General features: G+C 60.7%; 15 protein-coding genes, 1 tRNA gene and 1 riboswitch. Of the genes, 4 read left to right on the top strand and 12 right to left on the bottom strand.

Features of this window, described 5'->3' with window-relative positions; all coding sequences use genetic code 11:
- Positions 1–4: 4 nt before the first annotated feature.
- A riboswitch (guanidine-I (ykkC/yxkD leader) is annotated at positions 5–118 on the bottom strand.
- Positions 119–367: 249 nt separating this feature from the next.
- The 12 genes from CLV41_RS15815 to CLV41_RS15865 all read right to left on the bottom strand — a co-directional run bounded on the left by CLV41_RS15815 (position 368) and on the right by CLV41_RS15865 (position 12,022).
- A complete protein-coding gene (locus CLV41_RS15815; RefSeq protein ID WP_103223401.1) occupies positions 368–553 on the bottom strand; it encodes a hypothetical protein in 186 nt (61 codons plus the stop codon).
- Positions 554–605: 52 nt separating this feature from the next.
- A complete protein-coding gene (locus CLV41_RS15820; protein WP_103223402.1) occupies positions 606–1,211 on the bottom strand; it encodes a CoxG family protein in 606 nt (201 codons plus the stop codon).
- 22 nt (positions 1,212–1,233) lie between these two features.
- The gene (locus tag CLV41_RS15825; protein WP_408013956.1) at positions 1,234–2,106 is read right to left on the bottom strand and encodes an XdhC family protein; all 873 of its coding nucleotides are present in this window, start codon (positions 2,104–2,106) and stop codon (positions 1,234–1,236) included.
- A gap of 18 nt (positions 2,107–2,124) precedes the next feature.
- Positions 2,125–3,324 carry a vWA domain-containing protein gene (locus CLV41_RS15830; RefSeq protein ID WP_103223404.1) on the bottom strand — a complete coding sequence of 400 codons (1,200 nt, stop codon included), beginning with the start codon at positions 3,322–3,324 and terminating at the stop codon, positions 2,125–2,127.
- A gap of 4 nt (positions 3,325–3,328) precedes the next feature.
- Positions 3,329–4,210, bottom strand: coding sequence for an AAA family ATPase (locus CLV41_RS15835; protein ID WP_103223405.1), 882 nt, complete (start codon positions 4,208–4,210; stop codon positions 3,329–3,331).
- A 14-nt stretch (positions 4,211–4,224) separates the two neighbouring features.
- Complete coding sequence (locus CLV41_RS27815) at positions 4,225–4,374, bottom strand: hypothetical protein (RefSeq protein ID WP_170107218.1); 150 nt, start codon at positions 4,372–4,374, stop codon at positions 4,225–4,227.
- Positions 4,375–4,418: 44 nt separating this feature from the next.
- Positions 4,419–6,839 carry an aerobic carbon-monoxide dehydrogenase large subunit gene (locus tag CLV41_RS15840; protein WP_103223406.1) on the bottom strand — a complete coding sequence of 807 codons (2,421 nt, stop codon included), beginning with the start codon at positions 6,837–6,839 and terminating at the stop codon, positions 4,419–4,421.
- Positions 6,836–7,345: a (2Fe-2S)-binding protein gene (locus tag CLV41_RS15845; protein WP_103223407.1), complete on the bottom strand. Its 510-nt coding sequence runs from the start codon at positions 7,343–7,345 to the stop codon at positions 6,836–6,838. Before CLV41_RS15845 ends, CLV41_RS15840 begins: the two co-directional genes overlap by 4 nt.
- A gap of 23 nt (positions 7,346–7,368) precedes the next feature.
- Positions 7,369–8,235 (bottom strand): FAD binding domain-containing protein, encoded by an 867-nt coding sequence (locus CLV41_RS15850; RefSeq protein ID WP_103223408.1) that lies wholly within the window; start codon positions 8,233–8,235, stop codon positions 7,369–7,371.
- 420 nt (positions 8,236–8,655) lie between these two features.
- Positions 8,656–9,918 carry an MHYT domain-containing protein gene (locus CLV41_RS15855; protein WP_103223409.1) on the bottom strand — a complete coding sequence of 421 codons (1,263 nt, stop codon included), beginning with the start codon at positions 9,916–9,918 and terminating at the stop codon, positions 8,656–8,658.
- 143 nt (positions 9,919–10,061) lie between these two features.
- Positions 10,062–11,702: an FAD/NAD(P)-binding protein gene (locus CLV41_RS15860; RefSeq protein WP_103223410.1), complete on the bottom strand. Its 1,641-nt coding sequence runs from the start codon at positions 11,700–11,702 to the stop codon at positions 10,062–10,064.
- Positions 11,703–11,932: 230 nt separating this feature from the next.
- Positions 11,933–12,022 (bottom strand) — tRNA-Ser (locus tag CLV41_RS15865).
- Positions 12,023–12,836: 814 nt separating this feature from the next.
- Between CLV41_RS15865 and CLV41_RS15870 the strand changes: the two genes are divergently transcribed.
- The 4 genes from CLV41_RS15870 (at position 12,837) to CLV41_RS15885 (ending at position 17,212) form a co-directional block, all read left to right on the top strand.
- Positions 12,837–13,940 carry a septal ring lytic transglycosylase RlpA family protein gene (locus CLV41_RS15870; RefSeq protein WP_103223411.1) on the top strand — a complete coding sequence of 368 codons (1,104 nt, stop codon included), beginning with the start codon at positions 12,837–12,839 and terminating at the stop codon, positions 13,938–13,940.
- 224 nt (positions 13,941–14,164) lie between these two features.
- Complete coding sequence (locus CLV41_RS15875) at positions 14,165–15,382, top strand: D-alanyl-D-alanine carboxypeptidase family protein (protein WP_103223412.1); 1,218 nt, start codon at positions 14,165–14,167, stop codon at positions 15,380–15,382.
- A 79-nt stretch (positions 15,383–15,461) separates the two neighbouring features.
- A complete protein-coding gene (tmk, locus tag CLV41_RS15880) occupies positions 15,462–16,151 on the top strand; it encodes a dTMP kinase (protein WP_103223413.1) in 690 nt (229 codons plus the stop codon).
- On the top strand, positions 16,151–17,212 hold the full coding sequence (locus tag CLV41_RS15885) for a DNA polymerase III subunit delta' (RefSeq protein WP_103223414.1): 1,062 nt from the start codon (positions 16,151–16,153) through the stop codon (positions 17,210–17,212). Before tmk ends, CLV41_RS15885 begins: the two co-directional genes overlap by 1 nt.
- Positions 17,213–17,294: the final 82 nt, after the last annotated feature.

Consider the following 17,294-nt stretch of genomic DNA (forward strand, 5'->3'; position numbering starts at 1 on the left):
AGTTGTCTCCCGGGTTTTTATCCCGCCGTGTTACCGGACTATGTGGCTGACGCCTTTTGTCCGGCTTGCACCTCTCGGTCCTGCGTCGTTGCCGACCGGATCCCTAGGCGCGCTGCACGGCAATTGTAAAGCAAATGTAATGCCAATTCGAAGGAGGAAGCGTTTAAGTTAATCCGATCAATTAGATAGATCGACGTCGCAATATCACGCTCCCGAAGCCGGAAGCGTCATGGTTAAAAAATAAGCACGTGCTGACCGAATATGTTCAAGGATCAGTCACGCCGATACAAGAGCTGGTTCAAGGTGAAGTGCCCGAAAGGCCGCGGGTGATACCCGCTGAAACAATCGATGGCGGCCTTCGGACCAGCTAAGCCGCGAAAGAGCAGATCTGCAGAAGCGGTGCCAGATGCCGGCCGGCCAGCCCCAGGCAACATGAATGCGCCAGCAGCAGGAATACCGTCAGTGCGGAACCTGTTCCAAGAGCAAGAAGCAGAGACGGATCGTGGGCGATTGCCCGCAAACCGGTTTCGCGAAAAACGTCCGACTGTTCCATGTCATGTCCTCCCATATGGCCGCGTGGCAATATCGCCGCCACGGCCTTTAAATCATTCGGCCGGATCGCCGATTTTTGGATCGTCAACAACCTGCTTCTTTTTGCCGCCTAAAAGACCCCCGAACCAGCCTTTCTTCTGCTCGTCTCCGGGCGCGCTTTCCGCTGCTGCGATCTCCGGAGCGCCGTTTGCGGTTTCGGTGAATTCGGGAACAGGTGCCGGTGCGACCTGTTCGCCGAATGCGGTAAAGAATTCACCCGCCAGACGTTTGGCCGTGGAATCGATCAGCCGGGCGCCCAGTTGAGCCAGCTTGCCGCCGACCTTCGCATTGACCTCATAGGAAAGGATGGTAGCGTCGGGACCATCCTCTTCGAGGTGGATTTTGGCTTCACCGCGAGCAAAGCCGGCTACACCGCCGGTGCCTTCGCCCACGATGGTGTAGCCCTTCGGCGGATCGAGATCGTTAAGCGTCACCTTGCCGCCGAAGGTTGCCTTGACCGGGCCGACCTTCAGCTTGACCTTGGCTTCCAGTTCCGTTTCCGAGTGTTTGACCAGTTCCTCGCACCCCGGAATGGAGGCTTTAAGCACTTCCGGATCGTTGAGCGCTTCCCAGACTTTCTCCCTGGGTGCTGCTATCCGCTGGCTGTCGGTCATCTGCATATGGTCGTCTCCGATTGTCTCTTCAAACTTCAGGTTCGGCGTGCCGGCGCTGGTTTTTCCTGCGCAGCATCAGGAGTTCGGCCAGGATAGAAAGAGCAATCTCTTCCGGCGTGATCGCCCCCAGATCGAGACCGGCCGGTCCCTTGACGCGATCGAGATCGGCAGGCGCGCCCCCCTTGTCCCTCAGCTTCGCCTTAAGCGCTTCCAGCTTCCGCCGGCTGCCGACAAATCCAATGTGGCGCGCCGGCACCTTGAATGTCTCCTCAAGTGCCGCGAGATCGCCGCGCCCCTGGGTCGATACGACGATATAGGTCTCGCCATTGGATTGAATGCCGCCGTCGAAGCCACCGATCCTGTTTACAGCGGCCGGGAAGGCTTCAAGGTCTTCCGGGGGAGCGCAAACCGCGATGTCGAAACCGATGGTCCGCGCCTGCAGCGCGAGAGCGACAGCGACCGGGCTCGCCCCGTAAACCACGAGATTCGGGCGCGGAAGCACAGGCTCGATGAAGATGTCCATCGTGCCCTGACTGGGGCACATGTTCCTGGCGAATTGAACGCCCTCACGCTCATCGCCCGGCTCGACACCAAGTTCGGCAAGCAGCTCACCCGGCTGGATGGAAATCAGCCTGGTTTCGCCGTCGTCGAAGGCAGCCTTCGCGGCCCTGACGACAGCCGCCCGGGCGCACCCTCCGCCGATCCAGCCCGCCACGATGGATCCGTCTCGGTCGACCACGGCCTTCGCGCCCGCCTTGGCGGCGGTCACCGAAATGGTGCGCACGACCGTGGCCAGCACGAAGGGTTCGTTGTCACCCTGAAGCCGCTTCATCAAAGGAGCGACATCGCTCGCAAGGTCGAGACCTGCGTGTGCAAGTGTCACGGGAAGGGACTGTTTCATCGAGGCGTCACCCATGGGTCAAAGCTTTGCCAGGTAAGGTTCAAGAGCAGCCAGACTGTCCAGATTGTGTGCCGGCGCGAAAAGATCGATATGCGGCAGCGCCGCCTGCATGCCTCCCGTGGCCGGTGTGTAACCTTCCCAGCCGATCAGGGGATTGAGCCAGACGATGCGCCGGCACCGGCGCCGCAGCCGGGCCATTTCCTCACCCAGGACTTCCGGCGCACCCGTATCGTAACCATCGGACAGGATCATTACGCAGGTGCGCGAATGAATAACCCGAGCCGCGTGAAAGCGGTTGAAGTCCGCCAGGGCCTCGCCGATCTTCGTGCCGCCTCCAACGCCTTGCGCCATCAGTCCCATGCGGTCGAGCGCGCGAGCGGCATCGCGCTCCGCCAGGGCGGAGGAGACATGCACCAGGCGCGTATGGAAGAGAAACGCTTCCGCCTCGCGGAAATTGTCCAGAATGCCGTGCACGAAACGCGTGAAGACACCAGTGTAGTTGTTCATCGATCCGGACGCGTCGAGCAGGATTACCAGCCTGAGCTGCCGGGCTCGCGGCCCCTTGTGGATCAGCTCGATCGGCATACCGCCATGCGCGATGGAATGGCGGATCGTCCGCCGCAGATCGAGCCGCGGACCTTTTCGTTTCTGCCGGTCCCTGCGGGTCAGCCGCACGCGCATGGATCGCGCCAGTCTTTCGGCAAGCTCATGCGCTTTTTCCAAGGCCTCCGGATCGTGAATGTTGCGGATGTCGATCTGACCCAGGTTTTCGGCAATGCTCGCGCCTTCCCGCCGGCCGGACGGTGTCTCACCGGTGTCTTCATCCTGTTCGCCGGGCTGGCGCTCGACATCCCCGGCAATCGTCTCCTGCCGGTTGCCCTGGGCGTCGACCAGTTCGCGAATTGTCTTCGTGCCCTTGCGCATGCTGGAACCGGTGACCTTGACCGCCGACTTGACGCCACGTCCTGTCCAGAAGGCATCGAAGATCTCGTCGAAACGCTGCCAGTCCGACAGACGCCCGCAAAACAGCGAACGATAGGCGGACTTCAAGCTGCCTGGCCGGCTCATGACCGGCGTATGGAGCAAACGAAGCGCGTCGTTTGTCTCCGCCAGCCCCACCTTGAAGCCGCTGTCGCGCAGCGAGTGGACAAACCAGGCCAGCCGGAGCCGAAGTACGGCACCGATATCTTCAGGGCTTTCCAGGGGCAGGGCAGTCATCGCGTCACGCCACCTTTCCCAGAAGCCGGTCGGTGACCTCGGGTGACACGCGTGCGCGATCTTCACGGGTCTTGACGACACAGGCCAGCGTATCGAAGACGAGCTCACGGCTGTCATGGAGGTTTTTCGCGCCAAGACCCAAAAGGGCTGCCGCCCAGTCGATGGTTTCGGCAACGCCGGGCACTTTCGCAAGATCCTCCTTGCGCAGTTTCCCCATGAGTTCGGCGATCTGCAGGGCAAGCGCGGCGTCGAGCCCCTCGACACGTGACAGCAGGATACGCGCCTCCCGGTCAGGCGTCGGGTAATCGACATAATGGTAGAGGCAGCGCCGGCGCAGGGCATCCGACAGCTCGCGCGTCCCGTTGGAGGTCAGTACGACGCGCGGAATGGTGGTCGCCGCCACCGTTCCCAGTTCCGGGATCGACACCTGGTAGTCCGACAGGATTTCCAGCAGAAAAGCTTCGAATTCCTCGTCCGCGCGGTCGATCTCGTCAATCAGAAGAACCGGAGCCCTGTCTTGCCGGATGGCCGCCAGAAGCGGACGCTCAAGGAGGTATTTTTCTGAAAAGATCGCTTCTTCAACGGCTTCAGCATCCTCACCGGAGCCTTCCCGCGCCTTGATCGCGAGGAGCTGGCGCTGATAATTCCATTCATAGATGGCATCGGACCGATCAAGCCCTTCGTAACACTGCAGCCTGATCAGAGCCGTGTTTTCAAGCCGTGAGAGCGCCTTGGCAACCTCGGTCTTGCCGACGCCTGCTTCGCCTTCCAGCAGCAGCGGGCGGTCCAGCATTTCCGTCAGAAGCAGGGCGGTCGCCAGTCCCTCATCGGCGACATAACCCGTTTCCGCCAAAGCCTTTGCCACTTGTTCCTTGGTCTTCGTCATAAGGTCCGTTCTCTTCAAACCTCCGCCTCGTCATTGCAGGACCTGATCCGGCAATCCATGCCATATCCCTGCCAGATCTGTACCGACTGAATACTTGGCAGGGTCGCGGCATGGATCCCTGGGTCGAGCCATGGGAAGACGGGGCAGGAGAGGTCCTGTTTCAAGACCTCTCCTGAATTAAGGGGTGGCGTGGACCGCCACTCCCAATTCAGCCGTGCGCGCCAAGGTCTTTGGCGGCTTGCCACAGCCGCCAGGCGTCATGCGGCATCTGGATATGTGTGCTGCCCAGGAACTGGAACGCATCGTTCACGGCGTTGGAAAAGGCCGGCACTCCGCCGACATTCGGGCTTTCGCCCACACCCTTGGCCCCGATCGGGTGATGCGGACTGGGCGTGACGGTGTGATCGGTTTCCCAATGCGGCGTTTCGACCGCCGTCGGTATGAAGAAATCCATGAAGGATGCGCCGAGCACGTTGCCAATCTCGTCGTAGCGGATTTCCTGGCCCATCGCGATGGCGAAGGCCTCGGTCAAACCGCCATGGACCTGCCCCTCGATGATCATCGGATTGATCCGGGTGCCGCAATCGTCCAGCGCATAGAAGCGCCGGGTTTTTGCAACTCCGGTATCGACATCGATATCCATGACGCAGAAATAGGCGCCGAAGGGAAAGGTCATGTTTGGCGGATCATAGTAACTTACCGCTTCCAGACCCGGTTCCATGCCGGGAGGCGGGGCATGATAGGCGGCCCAGGCAATCTCCTTCATGGATTTGCGTGCCTGCGGATTGCCCTTGACCTGGAAACCGTCCACGTCCCATTCCAGGTCGTATTCGGAGACTTCCAGCATGTGCGCGGCAATCATCTGCGCCTTGTTCCGGATCTTGCGCGAAGCAAGGGCGATTGCCGCGCCGGCAACCGGCGTGGAGCGGGACCCGTAGGTGCCCAGGCCGTAGGGCGCCGTGTCCGTGTTGCCTTCCTCGACCATGATGTCCGCGGCCGGAATGCCGATCTCCGTGGCGATGATCTGCGCCCAGGTGGTCTCGTGACCCTGGCCCTGGGACTTGGTGCCCATACGCGAAATCACCGAACCGGTCGGATGCACGCGGATTTCCGCGCTGTCGAACATGGCCACGCCGAGGATGTCGCAGTTCTTCGAGGGTCCGGCACCGACGATCTCGGTGAAGAAGGAGACGCCGATTCCCATGATTTCGCGTGTTTCTCCGCGCCTGAAGGCTTCCTGCTTGGCCTTCTGTTCAGCCCGCAGTTCACGGTAACCGATCGTGTCCATCGCCTTGTGCATGGCGGTGTGGTAGTCGCCGCTGTCATATTCCCAGCCAAGCGCCGACTGATAGGGGAACTGTTCAGGCTTGACGAAATTCTTGATGCGCAGGTCCGCCGGATCCATGCCGAGCTTTTGCGCGAGAATATCCATCCCCCGCTCGATGCAGTAGGCGGCCTCCGTCACGCGGAACGAACAACGATAGGCAACGCCTCCAGGCGCCTTGTTGGTATAGACGCCATCGACTTCCAGGTGGGCGGTCGGAAAGTCGTAGGATCCCGTGACGATGTTGAAGAAACCGGCCGGCCATTTGGACGGATCGGCGCAGGCATCGAAGCCGCCGTGGTCGGCAAGTACGTGGACCTTCAGGCCGGTCACCGTGCCGTCGTTCTTTGCCGCGATTTCCGCGGTCATGTGATAGTCGCGGGCAAAGGACGTGGTGGAGAGGTTCTCCATCCGGTCCTCGACCCATTTGATCGGCACCCCGGTGACGATGGACGCGACGATGGCGCAGATATAGCCCGGATAGGCACCGACCTTGTTGCCGAACCCGCCGCCGATATCCGGCGCGATCACGTGGATCTTGTGTTCCGGGATGGTGGACAGAAGAGAGGCCACGGTGCGGATCACATGCGGAGCCTGGAAGGTGCCCCAGACGGTGAGTTCACCGGTAATCTTGTCCATTGAGGCGATGCACTGGCAGGTCTCCAGGGGGGAGGGATGCGTGCGGTGATAGGAGATCATCTCCTTGATCGTGACATCCGCATCTTTGAAAGCCCTGGCGGTCTCGTCCTTGTCACCAACCTCCCAGGTGAAGATGTGATTATGGTGCTTGCGCGGTCCGTGCGCGCCCTCGGTCTTGCCCTCGAGATCGGGCCGAAGGACAGGCGCATCCGCATCCATTGACTTGAAGGGGTCGACCAGGACGGGAAGCTCTTCATATTCGACTTCGACAAGCTGGATGGCGTCGTCGGCGATGTAGCGGTCTTCCGCGACCACGAACGCCACTTCCTGATTCTGATAGAGCACCTTGCCGTCGGCCAGAACCATCTGGACATCGCCGGCCAGTGTCGGCATCCAGGCAAGGTTTACGCCCTTGAGGTCCTCGGCCGTCAGCACCGCGATCACACCCGGCAGCTTCAGGGCTTCAGTCGCATCGATCTTGGTGACTTTGGCGTGGGCATAGGGTGAGCGGACGAAGTCGCCGAAGAGCATACCCGGCAGTTTCACGTCGTCGACGTAATTGCCCTTGCCCTGGGTGAAGCGAATGTCTTCAACGCGCTTGCGCTTGCAGCCCATGCCTTCAAGGGCGGCCTCGCGCTGTTCCCGTGTCGGGGTCATGTCGTTCATTCTGCAGCCTCCTGAAATTCAGTGCCGTTCAGCTTGGCCGCGGCATACTGGATGGCCTTGACGATGTTCTGGTAGCCGGTGCAGCGGCACAGGTTTCCCGAGATCCCCATACGGATTTCGTCTTCCGTCGGATTCGGGTTCTCCTGCAAAAGCCTGTGGGCGCGCGTGATCATGCCCGGTGTGCAGAAGCCGCATTGCAGCCCGTGCATCTGGCGGAACCCTTCCTGAAGAGCCGACAGCGTGCCGTCCGCGTTGGCCATGCCTTCGATGGTGGTCAGTTCCGCGGCGTTCGCCTGGACGGCGAACAACGTGCAGCTTTTTACCGACATGCCGTTCATCTCGACCGTGCAGGCGCCGCAATGCGAGGTTTCGCAGCCGATATGCGGTCCGGTCAGGTTCAGTTCTTCGCGCAGAAAATGGATCAGAAGCGTGCGCGCCTCAACGAAACGCTGCACCTTCTTGCCGTTGACGGTCATCGTGACCGGGATCTGTTCAATATCGCTCATGTGTTTCTCCCTCAGTCCCGGTCTCAGCTTCTGGCCCGTTCGGCGGCGCGGGCAAGAGCGCGCTCCACCATCACACCGGCCATTTTCGTTCGGTATTCCGCGGGTCCGCGGCCATCGGAGGCGGGCTGGGTGATGGCTTCGGCCGCGGCGACCGCGCGCTTGACGGTCGCCGCGTCAAGCGTCGAACCGGTCAGGATGTCGCCGGCCTCACTTGCAAACAGCGGTGTGTCGGCAACATTGGTAAGGGCGACGGAGCACATGCCGACCGTTCCGCCGTTCATCGTCAGAACGATGGCCGCGGCGGCGGTGGCGTAGTCGCCAACCTTGCGCTTCAGCTTTTCATAGGCGTAGCCGTGACCTGCGGCAGGAACCGGAATTCGGATGGAAGTCAGGATTTCCTCCGGCGCCAGCGCGGTGAAATAGGCGGCTTCGTAAAACGCGCGCGCCGCGACCTGACGGTCACCGTCCGGACCCGTCAGCACGTAGGAAGCGTCCAGGCACTGCATCAGGGCAGGCATGTCGTTGCCCGGATCGCCATTGGCGACATTGCCGCCGAGCGTGCCCACGTAGCGGATCTGCGGGTCCGCGATCATCAAGGCCGTTTCACGAATGATCGGCAGCTTCGCGCTCAGAAGGTCCGAGCCGATCAACTCGTGCTGCGTCGTCATGGCGCCGATGGTGATTGTGTCGCCATCTTCCGAAATGCCCTTCAGGGCTGCGATGCCCCCAAGATCGACGAGATGTTCGGGCGCCGCCATGCGGAGCTTCATCATCGGGATCAGGCTGTGTCCGCCGGACAGCGGGCGCGCTTCATCTCCGTGATTGGCCAGAATGGCGACAGCTTCGGCCACCGACGATGGCCGGTGATAGGTGAATACACCAGGGATCACGTCTCTCTCCTCCCTCAAACGGTCCTTGCTGAAGGACCGAAACCGGAATATCGGCCCGCGTTACCGGGTCGCGTTCCCGGGCTGACCATGTGCTGCCCCCGGACCGGCGGCAGTTTGTCACATGAGTACAAGGGTGCGGAGATGTGCGGTGCACACTCAAGACAGCATGCACAAACAGCTTGCGCGATTACACGGATGACGAGATCTTTCGCACGAAATACGGTAAGAATACTGCCGTATTTAGTAGGCTTCTTCGAATAAAATTCTGATAAAGGACAACAATTCAATACGATAGAAGAAGGAACGAGAAAACTGCCATGCTACTTAAGGGTGTGGTAACTTCCTGAGGATTCGCACGAACGGCGTCGAAACAGGCACTCCGCCAACTGGGTCTTCCGGTTTCAAACACACGAAAGCAGCTTACTGCGCTGCAGCAGCATGCCCCCGGGAGGAAGAATTGTCCGCGAGTGTCATGAGGCGGGTCCTGACCCGCGCCCATCTTGACCGGCTGACAGGCACCGTCTGTCCGTTCTCTCCAGCCAGAATGAGCAAACCGCCATCGCCGGCGCGCTTGAAACCGGCCACCTGTTCCAGATTGACAATGTGGCTGCGATGCACCCGGTTGAAAGTCTTGGGATCCAGTTGCTGTTCGACTTCGCTGATCGACAGTGGGCAGAAGAACTCCCGGTTGCCGTCGTAAATCCTGGTGTAATGCGCATCGGCGTGAATGACGTGGATATCGCAAACCCCGATCTGTGTTTTCTGGCCATCCCGCTCGATAGGCAGCATGCGCCTCGCTGACGGAGAAGTCGCGCGCACGGGCACTGCGGCAGACTGCAAGCCGGCGGCGGATCTGTAAGGCATGGAAGGTTCCACCTCCAGAGCCTCAATATCCTCCATGGCGGCCTCACCGATGGTCACGGTCCCCGGCTGGCCGGTCTCGCCCGCCGTTTTTCGCGGACCGGCAGCATCCCCGTTTTCCTGTGCGGGAACCAGAGCCAGGAGAAAGAGCCCCGAAACGAGAAACGCAACGCAGGAGACAAGTATTGCCAGCATGCCGGGGCTAAGGGCCGGTGCCCGGAATGCCGAAGACGGCTGCGTCAGGTCATAGGTCAGGCCGGCCATCGCGGTATAGTGCATAGCCGCGATGGCGAGTGCGAGCACCGCCGCCGAAAACACGATCGGCGGGCGCCGGCCCGGTCCGAAAAGCAGCCACATGGCAAGTCCGGCGGCGTTGAACGCGATCAGGAAACTGGCAAGGACGTAAGAGGGGTCATGCCGCATGTGAAGCGATTCATGCAGGGCATACATGCCGAGATAATGCATGGTGCAAATGCCGCTTCCCATGACAAAGGCGGCCAGGCCGAGACGCAGAGGGGTAAGACGGGCGTTGCTCGCCGCGAATACCGCTATGCCGACAACCAGCACGCAGACCAGAAATGACAGAAGTGTCGGCAGAACCAGAAAATCGACCGCCACAGGAAGCCGGGCGGCGAGCATGCCGACAAAATGCATCGACCAGATCGCCAGCGCCAGCGTCAGCGCCGCACCGGCCAGAAGCACCCGGCGGCGGGCAGCAGTGGCCTGCCCGACCTGAACCGCAAGGTTCAGCCCGACAAAGCTTCCCTGAAAGGCCATCAAGAGCGATAGCGCAACGAGCCACGGCTCGTGCATCACCGACATATCGACACTCCTCTCCCAAATGTCACAGCCACCGCGAAGTGGCGGGAATCCTCTGCGACAAATGATAGGGGAAACCGTCAGGGGCGGCAAATGGGCATTGCGACAGGTCTTCCATGAGAAAGTCCGAACCGGCTGGTTCCTAGTCAACCGAGCCGCTTGATGACCCCATCCGCCCAGCGGTCGGTCGCGGCGCCGACACAGTCGTGGATGGAATCGGCCGCGATGACACTGCCCAGAGCCAGGCGCCCCAACAGGCTCAGTCCGTGCTGAACGCGTCCGTTTCGATCGATCAGCCCGCCGTCTGCCTCGGTTTGCGCTCCAAGCCCCTCCGCAACGGCACAGATACGCCCGCCATCGACGAGATTCGTGATCAGCGGATCGTTCGATTTTTCCAGTGCCGGCGGCGGCATGACCGCATCGATCATTACCGATGCCGTCACAGAAGTTTCGTCCTCGATCAGCCGCCAACCATCTGTGGTCAGTTCGATGTCAGGATCGTCGGCCGCGCGCAGATCGACCACCCCGGCCTCGATCAACATGAGAAGTTCTCTCGCGGAGCGAAGCGGGGGGCCATAGGAATAGCGTTTCAGCCCCTCGTCAAAACCGATCAATGCGCTGGCGGTCTCCGCCTCGACCCGGGCCGGGTTGAACCCGCGCCGCAACGCGTTCTGCCACTTGCGCCAAAGCTGGCCGATCACGAAACCGGGCGAGGGCGGCAGAAGGCCCTCGGCCATGTCGATGCCCTCCCGCAGAACCACAATCGGGGACCGGGTTTCCTGTGCCCCGGGATTGTCCCGTTCGATCTCCAACCATTTTTCGACGGCTTCCTGATCGGCTGAACAGCCGCTCGCCTCCAGAATACGCATCGCCGGCACATGGAACGCCTCGCAAATACCGAACAAAGCATCCTCGGGGCTCGCAGCAAGCGCCTTCGAAAGAGCAGTTTCAAATGCGCGGGTTTCTTCCGGTGTTGGGTCGAACGCGTCATCCAGGTCGACATTGGCAGGTTTTGGAAAGGGGGCATAGCCGTCCAGAGAAAAGGGCAGAATTCTCAAAGGTTCACGACCGGATCTGTGATACTTGCCATCCTCGAAATGCCCACCCATGCCGCAGGTTAACAGCCGCAGCACATCCAGCGTGGAAAGCCCCAGGCCGCGAATGGCAACGGTACGCCCGGCCCATTCGCGGGCCGCAGAAAGCAGCGCGTTTGCCGGATAGGCGGCGATCAACTCGCCCTTGCTGTCATTTGCATGGTTCTGCCAACGCGCCAGTTGCTCGTCCGGCACGGTGTCCGGTTGGCCCTGGGTGAGAAGAACTTCCGCATAAGGACCAAAACGCTCTCCTTTCGCGTCAATCCACCAGCCGTCTCTGCCACGGACAATCTTCTGCACCGTCGCGAAATGCTGCGTGATATGAAAACAGCTTGTATTGTCGGCAAGATCCTTGAACCGGGCGGCAAGATAAAGACCGAGACCGGCTCGCGCCGGAAAGACCTCCGGATCAGCATCGAGAGGTTCGAAATCAGACAGTTCACCAAGGCTTGAACCGGCAAAGCCTGGCGACCCCAGAGACACCTCGCGGAGCGGAAGGTTCAAAAGACAAAGGTCGCTTTGATCGGGACTGAAGTTCGGACCGGCTCCCGCCTGGGCGACCGGGTCGAATATATCGACGTCTATGGGAAGCCCGGTCCCTTCGACCCGTTCAGCCAAGGCTTCAAGAGCCCCCAGTCCGCGCGGCCCCATGCCGACAACTGCAATGCGCGGTCTGCTCTTTGAAAATGTCATGCCAAGTATCTCACCACCAGTTTGCCGTCTGCCTGGGCCGCAACTCCGGCTATCGAGTTACGGCCGGTTCAAAACGGTGGTCGAGCACCGGAGAACAGATGCCTGCATGGAGCCGAATGAAACGCTCCGGACGCACCGGTTCGGTAAACGAACGCACGACGCGCCGTTTGGTTCCATAACAAGAGCGGATTTCAGATGATGTTGTGGCGTCTGATCAGAAAAAGAAAAAATGGCGGTGAGGGTGGGATTCGAACCCACGGTACGCTCTCACGCACGGCGGTTTTCAAGACCGCTGCCTTAAACCACTCGGCCACCTCACCGCAGGCAACCGCATTCGGAAGAATGCCTGCTGCAGATCCTCCGTTTCCTTCGTCTTTGAACGAAAGTCAAGAGCGCGCATTCATCGTCCGTGCTCAGGTCGCCGAATTCGTGTGGAAGGTCTTGTCCGGTGACGGACCGCACCTCCGGTTTGTTCCGGTACCGGGCGCTTGCAGGGGCAGGACTTGCGCTGCGGGACCGGAACAAAACCAAAGGGCAGGGGCCGCCGGTCCGGTGTCGTGGGCAGGGTTTTGAACCGGCGGCCAATGCTGGAGGTGGGATCCAGCAATGCCGATGACTGGGCAGTCATCGGCAACATGGTGAACCTACGCGGATCGAGCAGGCGTGAATGTGATGTAGGTCACATACAAATCTATTGCCGAATATTGACCAACTGTGCCCTGCATGCAACACGCTGAAACGTTCAGTCGAGCATCGGAAAACAGTCGCATTTACTGAGGCTTAGCGAAATAACCGGCAGGTCCGACAAGCGGCTCGCGACACAAAGCTGGGAGTTGTTGAAATGAAAGCGGCCTCCAGCCTCGACGGTCGGTTTACTTTGAAGTAATAAAAATACGCTTTAGTAGGCAAAGTTGCGAGACTCACGGCGGGGGCTGGTGTGTCTTGCGGGGAATGATCGTAAAGATCTGAAAATGCCTTTGAACCGACGCGGATAAAACCACGCGCCGGGATGTATCGCGTGAGCCGCGGGGCCGCCGGCGCGTAATTGAGTAGGACGGCAGTATGCAAGGGATAGGCGGGCAATCTTGCCAGGCGGCAGTCCAGGGGACAGACCACGTGGCAGAAACGTCTTCAATGAAATCCTCCGACACGATAGAGCGGATCAGCAGGTTCAACGGCGGCATCTGGAACCAGATGCGGACGGGGCTGATGATCGTCGCTGCCGTGTCCGTGGTCGCCGCCTGCAACACCACCCAGCAGGAAACCGCCAAATTCAGTCCTAAAAAATATGGCGTCAAAGGCAGTCCGCGCATGGTTGCCGCGGGCAAGCCCGTGCCGAAGGGCGGCGGACGTTATATCGTCGGCAAGAAATACAAGATTGCCGGAAAGTGGTACTATCCCAAGACCGATCCAAATTACGAAAAAGTAGGCTTGGCGTCCTGGTACGGACCGACATTCCATGGCCGCAAGACCGCCAACGGCGAGGTTTTCGACCGCAACGCCATCACCGCGGCACATACGACAATGCCCCTGCCGTCCTATGCGCGCGTGACCAACGTTGCCAACGGACGCTCGATGGTTGTTCGCGTCAACGACCGCGGACCGTTCCATGGCAACCGCGTGATTGACCTTTCGGAACGCGCGGCCACGATGCTCGGCACCAAGAGCGCCGGCGTCGGCAAGGTCAAAGTCGAATATGTCGGCAAGGCTCCGCTGCACGGACAGGACGAAAGTTTCCTGATGGCCTCTTATCGCGGGCCGGGTGCGGTCGAACCGGGCACGACGCGTCCGGGCACCATGATCGCCCAGGCCGAACCGCAAGCGATACAGGCCGCGCCTCCGGTCGTCTTCGGCAGCGTTCCGGCGCCCGCCACGCGTCCGTATCTTGCATCCCCCCCCTCCATTACCGCATTTCAGGTGCAAAGCCCGGCAAGCATGACCGTGGCCTTCGATCCCGCCATCGCCTTCGAGGCAGGCAGCCCGACCATCAAGGTCGCATCGAACAACAGGTTCGAACCTGCGGAATCTGCTTATGCGGCGACCCCCGCGCCAGCCGAAGGATCTCTCGGTGTTCTACACGTTCCGGCCCCCGGCTCACCGGCCGGTCTTGTCGGTGGCAGCGCTATTTCGTCCTTTGCCGCCAACAAGCGCATTTCCGATGCCCACGAACTTCTGGTCTCCGTGTCCGCGTCCGGATTGTCGATGCGCGAGCTTGTTGCCAGAACCCTTACGGAGTAACGGCAGATTGCCTGCGCCCACCCGCGTCCATAATGAATGCGGGCCGGTTCGCAGGGGTAAATGCGTTAAAGCGTGTCGCGTTAAATTGAATTCAGGAAATCGTCCGAACGCATTTGCAATGCAAACGCTGCCTCGCGCGTCTTCCTGAATACCTGAATCCGCTTAAACGCAACACGCTATAGGGTTTGAGTCTGGATGAACTGTCGGCGGGTAGAAGAACTCAGATGCGTTCAGCAAGATCCGGAAATCTCCTGAAAAAATCACGGCGCGTGTCCTTCGGGACTTTTCTTCAAATAATTGCCGTCGCAGGGCTTGCGGCTTTCGGTCCGGAGCAGATCCCCGCGCTGAACGCGGCCGAGGCCATAGCCACAAAGGCACCGAAAGCCTTCCTCTACGAACCTTCCTCAGGAACGATCCTCTACGCCAAGGCCCCGGACGAACCATTCGCGCCCGGATCGCTCGCCAAGGTTATGACGGCCGCGACCGTATTTCAGGCGCTGAAAGACGGCGAGATGCGGCCGGACCAGCTCTGCAAGGTAAGCGAACACGCTTGGCGGACGGGCGGTGCGCCGTCCCGCCGGTCGACCATGTTCGCCGCCATCAAGTCCGAAATCGCCGTGAACGATCTGCTCAAGGGCCTGCTGGTTCACAATGCCAATGACGCCGCAATTGTCCTGGCCGAATGCCTCGACGGGTCCGAGGATGCCTTTGCCGAAAGAATGACCAGGCTGGCGCGGTCCATCGGCATGACGAACAGTCAATTCTCCAACCCGACCGGCAATGAGGACAAGCCCGCGCGCACCACCGTGCGCGACCAGACGCGGCTCGCGGAATACATCCTGGAAAGCCATCCGGAGCATTACCCGCTTTTTTCCCTGCCCGAATTCACCTGGAACAAGATTTTCCAGCGCAACAAGAACCCGCTTCTGGGTGAAATACGAAACCTGGACGGTCTCGGCGGCGGATCCGACCCCACAGACGGTTATGCCGGCCTGGGATCGGTTGAGCGCAACGGACGGCGGGTGATCGCGGCGGTCGCCGGACTGACGTCCGACAAACACCGGCTGCAGACCCTGCAGGAAGTCATCGAGGGCGCCTGGGAATTTTTCGCCGTTCAGACACTTTTTTCCACCGGTGACGTCGTTGCCGAGGGCAGGGTCTTCGGCGGCACGAAAAGCACCGTTCCGCTCGTGGCAAGGAAAGACGTCGATGTCCTTCTCGCCCGCGGCGGAACGCTGGATTACCGCATCCGCGTGGTCTATGAGGGACCTCTCGTCGCGCCGCTGTCAAAAGACATGCCGGCGGGAGAACTGCAGGTCATCGGCAAGGACGGCATCGTCTACAGGACGCCGCTGGTGACGGGCGCGACCATCGCTCAGGGAACCTTGTTCGGCCGGGCGGTGGACGGGCTCCAGGAACTGCTCTTCGGATGGATCGGATAGATATCAACATCCGGGCAAAGACCTGATATGAGTCAGCCGGATTGTTGCTGAACAGCCTCGCCAACGGAGCCGAGAACAGGTGCCTGGACATTTCATAACTTTCGAGGGCGGCGAGGGGGCCGGCAAATCGACCCAGATCGCCCGCCTGAAAGTTTATCTGGAAAGCCTCGGAAAACCGGTTCTGGTCACCAGGGAACCCGGGGGCTCGCCAGGCGCGGAAAAGATCAGGGCGCTCCTGCTTTCAGGTGAGGTCAAGGACCTAGGACCGAGGGGAGAAGCCATGCTCTTCGCCGCCGCACGGGCCGACCATATCGACACCACGATCAAACCCGCCCTTGAGCGTGGCGCGTGGGTCCTGTGCGACCGCTACGCCGATTCCACCCGCGTCTATCAGGGCGAGGCGGGTGTCGATACCGACTATCTGAAACTTCTGGAAACGGCTGCTGTCGCCGGAGTGCGGCCAGAACTGACCGTCCTGATCGACATTCCCGCGGACATCGGCCTCAAGAGGGTGGCGCGGCGCTCACAGACCGACGACAGCGGCGGACCGGACCGCTTCGAAGGCGAAGCTTTGAACGTGCACGAACGCCGCAGGAGACTGTTCATCGATCTGGCAAGAGAGGAAGCTTTCCGCTTCGCGGTCGTCGATGGCACGAAAGATCCCGAATACGTCGCAACCGCCATTCGCAAGGCTGTGAGCGACAGGTTCGCCAGTGAGTTGAACATCGCTGACGATATCCATGCAGCGACGCGCAAGGGGACCCGCTGATGGCGCGATCTCAGGATTTGGCGGCCCGTCCCGAGGTCGATGTGCTGCCCGGCTTCCCTCCGCCCCATGAAAAGGACCGGCTGATCGGGCACGAAGCCACCGAACGCGCCCTTCTCGATGCTTATCGCTCCGAGCGGCTTCACCATGCCTGGATACTCGGCGGCCCGAAGGGCATCGGCAAGGCAACGCTGGCCTTTCGCTTCGCACGGTTCGTGATTTCCCATCCGGACAGATTCGGAGCGGAGGTGGCCGACGCGCGGGACCTGTCCGTGCCCGCCGATCATCCGGTCGCCCGCCAGTTGAAAGCCGGCGGTCACCCCAATGTCCTGCATCTGCGCCGGCCATGGGACGACAAATCCAAGCGGTTCAAGTCGGACCTTCCCGTCGATGAAATCCGGCGCACGGTGTCTTTTTTCGGCACCACGGCCTCCGCGAGCGCCTGGCGCATCTGCATTGTCGACGCGGCCGACGATCTGAACATCAGTTCGGCCAACGCGCTCTTGAAAATCCTGGAGGAACCGCCGGAACGCTGCCTGTTCCTCGTTCTCAGTCACGCGCCCGGGCGGCTGCTGCCGACAATCCGCTCCCGCTGCCGGCGGCTGGATCTCGCCCCCTTGAGCAGCAACGACATTTCAAACGCCCTGCGCGACCTGGCGCCCGACAGCATTCCGGCCGACGACGATCTGCGTGAAATCGCCGAAGCCGCGGATGGAAGTCTGCGCGCGGCGATCACCCTATTGTCTGGAGACGGACTTGCCATTGCGAAGGGCCTGAAAAAACTTGCCGGCAACGCCGCGCAACTCGACCTTGCGGCGGTTCATGCACTTGCCGATATCGTCGCCGTGCGTGGCCAGTCGGATAACTGGGAAAGCTTTCAGCACATCACCCGGATCTGGCTGCACCAGCGCATGCGGCGCGACCTTGCAAGCGGCGTCCGCAACGCTTACCCGCTAGTGGAACTGTGGGACAGGACCAACCAGGCCATCAGGGATGCGGACGCGCTCAATCTCGACAGAAAACAGGTGGTTCTGGATTTCTTTTTCGCGCTCCGCGCCGCCTGACCTTCACCGCCGCTAGGAACGGATGGTAAAAGACGGCAATCGAAATTTTGCAGGCACCTTCTTGGGATTTTTCCGATTTCCG

Origin of the sequence: Roseibium marinum (genome assembly GCF_002906165.1) — a bacterium.
In the GTDB taxonomy this organism is placed as follows: domain Bacteria; phylum Pseudomonadota; class Alphaproteobacteria; order Rhizobiales; family Stappiaceae; genus Roseibium; species Roseibium marinum.

Bases quoted from the DNA above. Each gene is read 5' to 3' on its own strand.
- CLV41_RS15815 (WP_103223401.1), bottom strand. From the start codon at position 553: ATGGAACAGTCGGACGTTTTTCGCGAAACCGGTTTGCGGGCAATCGCC.
- CLV41_RS15820 (WP_103223402.1), bottom strand. From the start codon at position 1,211: ATGCAGATGACCGACAGCCAGCGGATAGCAGCACCCAGGGAGAAAGTC.
- CLV41_RS15825 (WP_408013956.1), bottom strand. From the start codon at position 2,106: ATGAAACAGTCCCTTCCCGTGACACTTGCACACGCAGGTCTCGACCTT.
- CLV41_RS15830 (WP_103223404.1), bottom strand. From the start codon at position 3,324: ATGACTGCCCTGCCCCTGGAAAGCCCTGAAGATATCGGTGCCGTACTT.
- CLV41_RS15835 (WP_103223405.1), bottom strand. From the start codon at position 4,210: ATGACGAAGACCAAGGAACAAGTGGCAAAGGCTTTGGCGGAAACGGGT.
- CLV41_RS15840 (WP_103223406.1), bottom strand. From the start codon at position 6,839: ATGAACGACATGACCCCGACACGGGAACAGCGCGAGGCCGCCCTTGAA.
- CLV41_RS15845 (WP_103223407.1), bottom strand. From the start codon at position 7,345: ATGAGCGATATTGAACAGATCCCGGTCACGATGACCGTCAACGGCAAG.
- CLV41_RS15855 (WP_103223409.1), bottom strand. From the start codon at position 9,918: ATGTCGGTGATGCACGAGCCGTGGCTCGTTGCGCTATCGCTCTTGATG.
- CLV41_RS15860 (WP_103223410.1), bottom strand. From the start codon at position 11,702: ATGACATTTTCAAAGAGCAGACCGCGCATTGCAGTTGTCGGCATGGGG.
- CLV41_RS15870 (WP_103223411.1), top strand. From the start codon at position 12,837: ATGAAATCCTCCGACACGATAGAGCGGATCAGCAGGTTCAACGGCGGC.
- CLV41_RS15875 (WP_103223412.1), top strand. From the start codon at position 14,165: ATGCGTTCAGCAAGATCCGGAAATCTCCTGAAAAAATCACGGCGCGTG.
- CLV41_RS15885 (WP_103223414.1), top strand. From the start codon at position 16,151: ATGGCGCGATCTCAGGATTTGGCGGCCCGTCCCGAGGTCGATGTGCTG.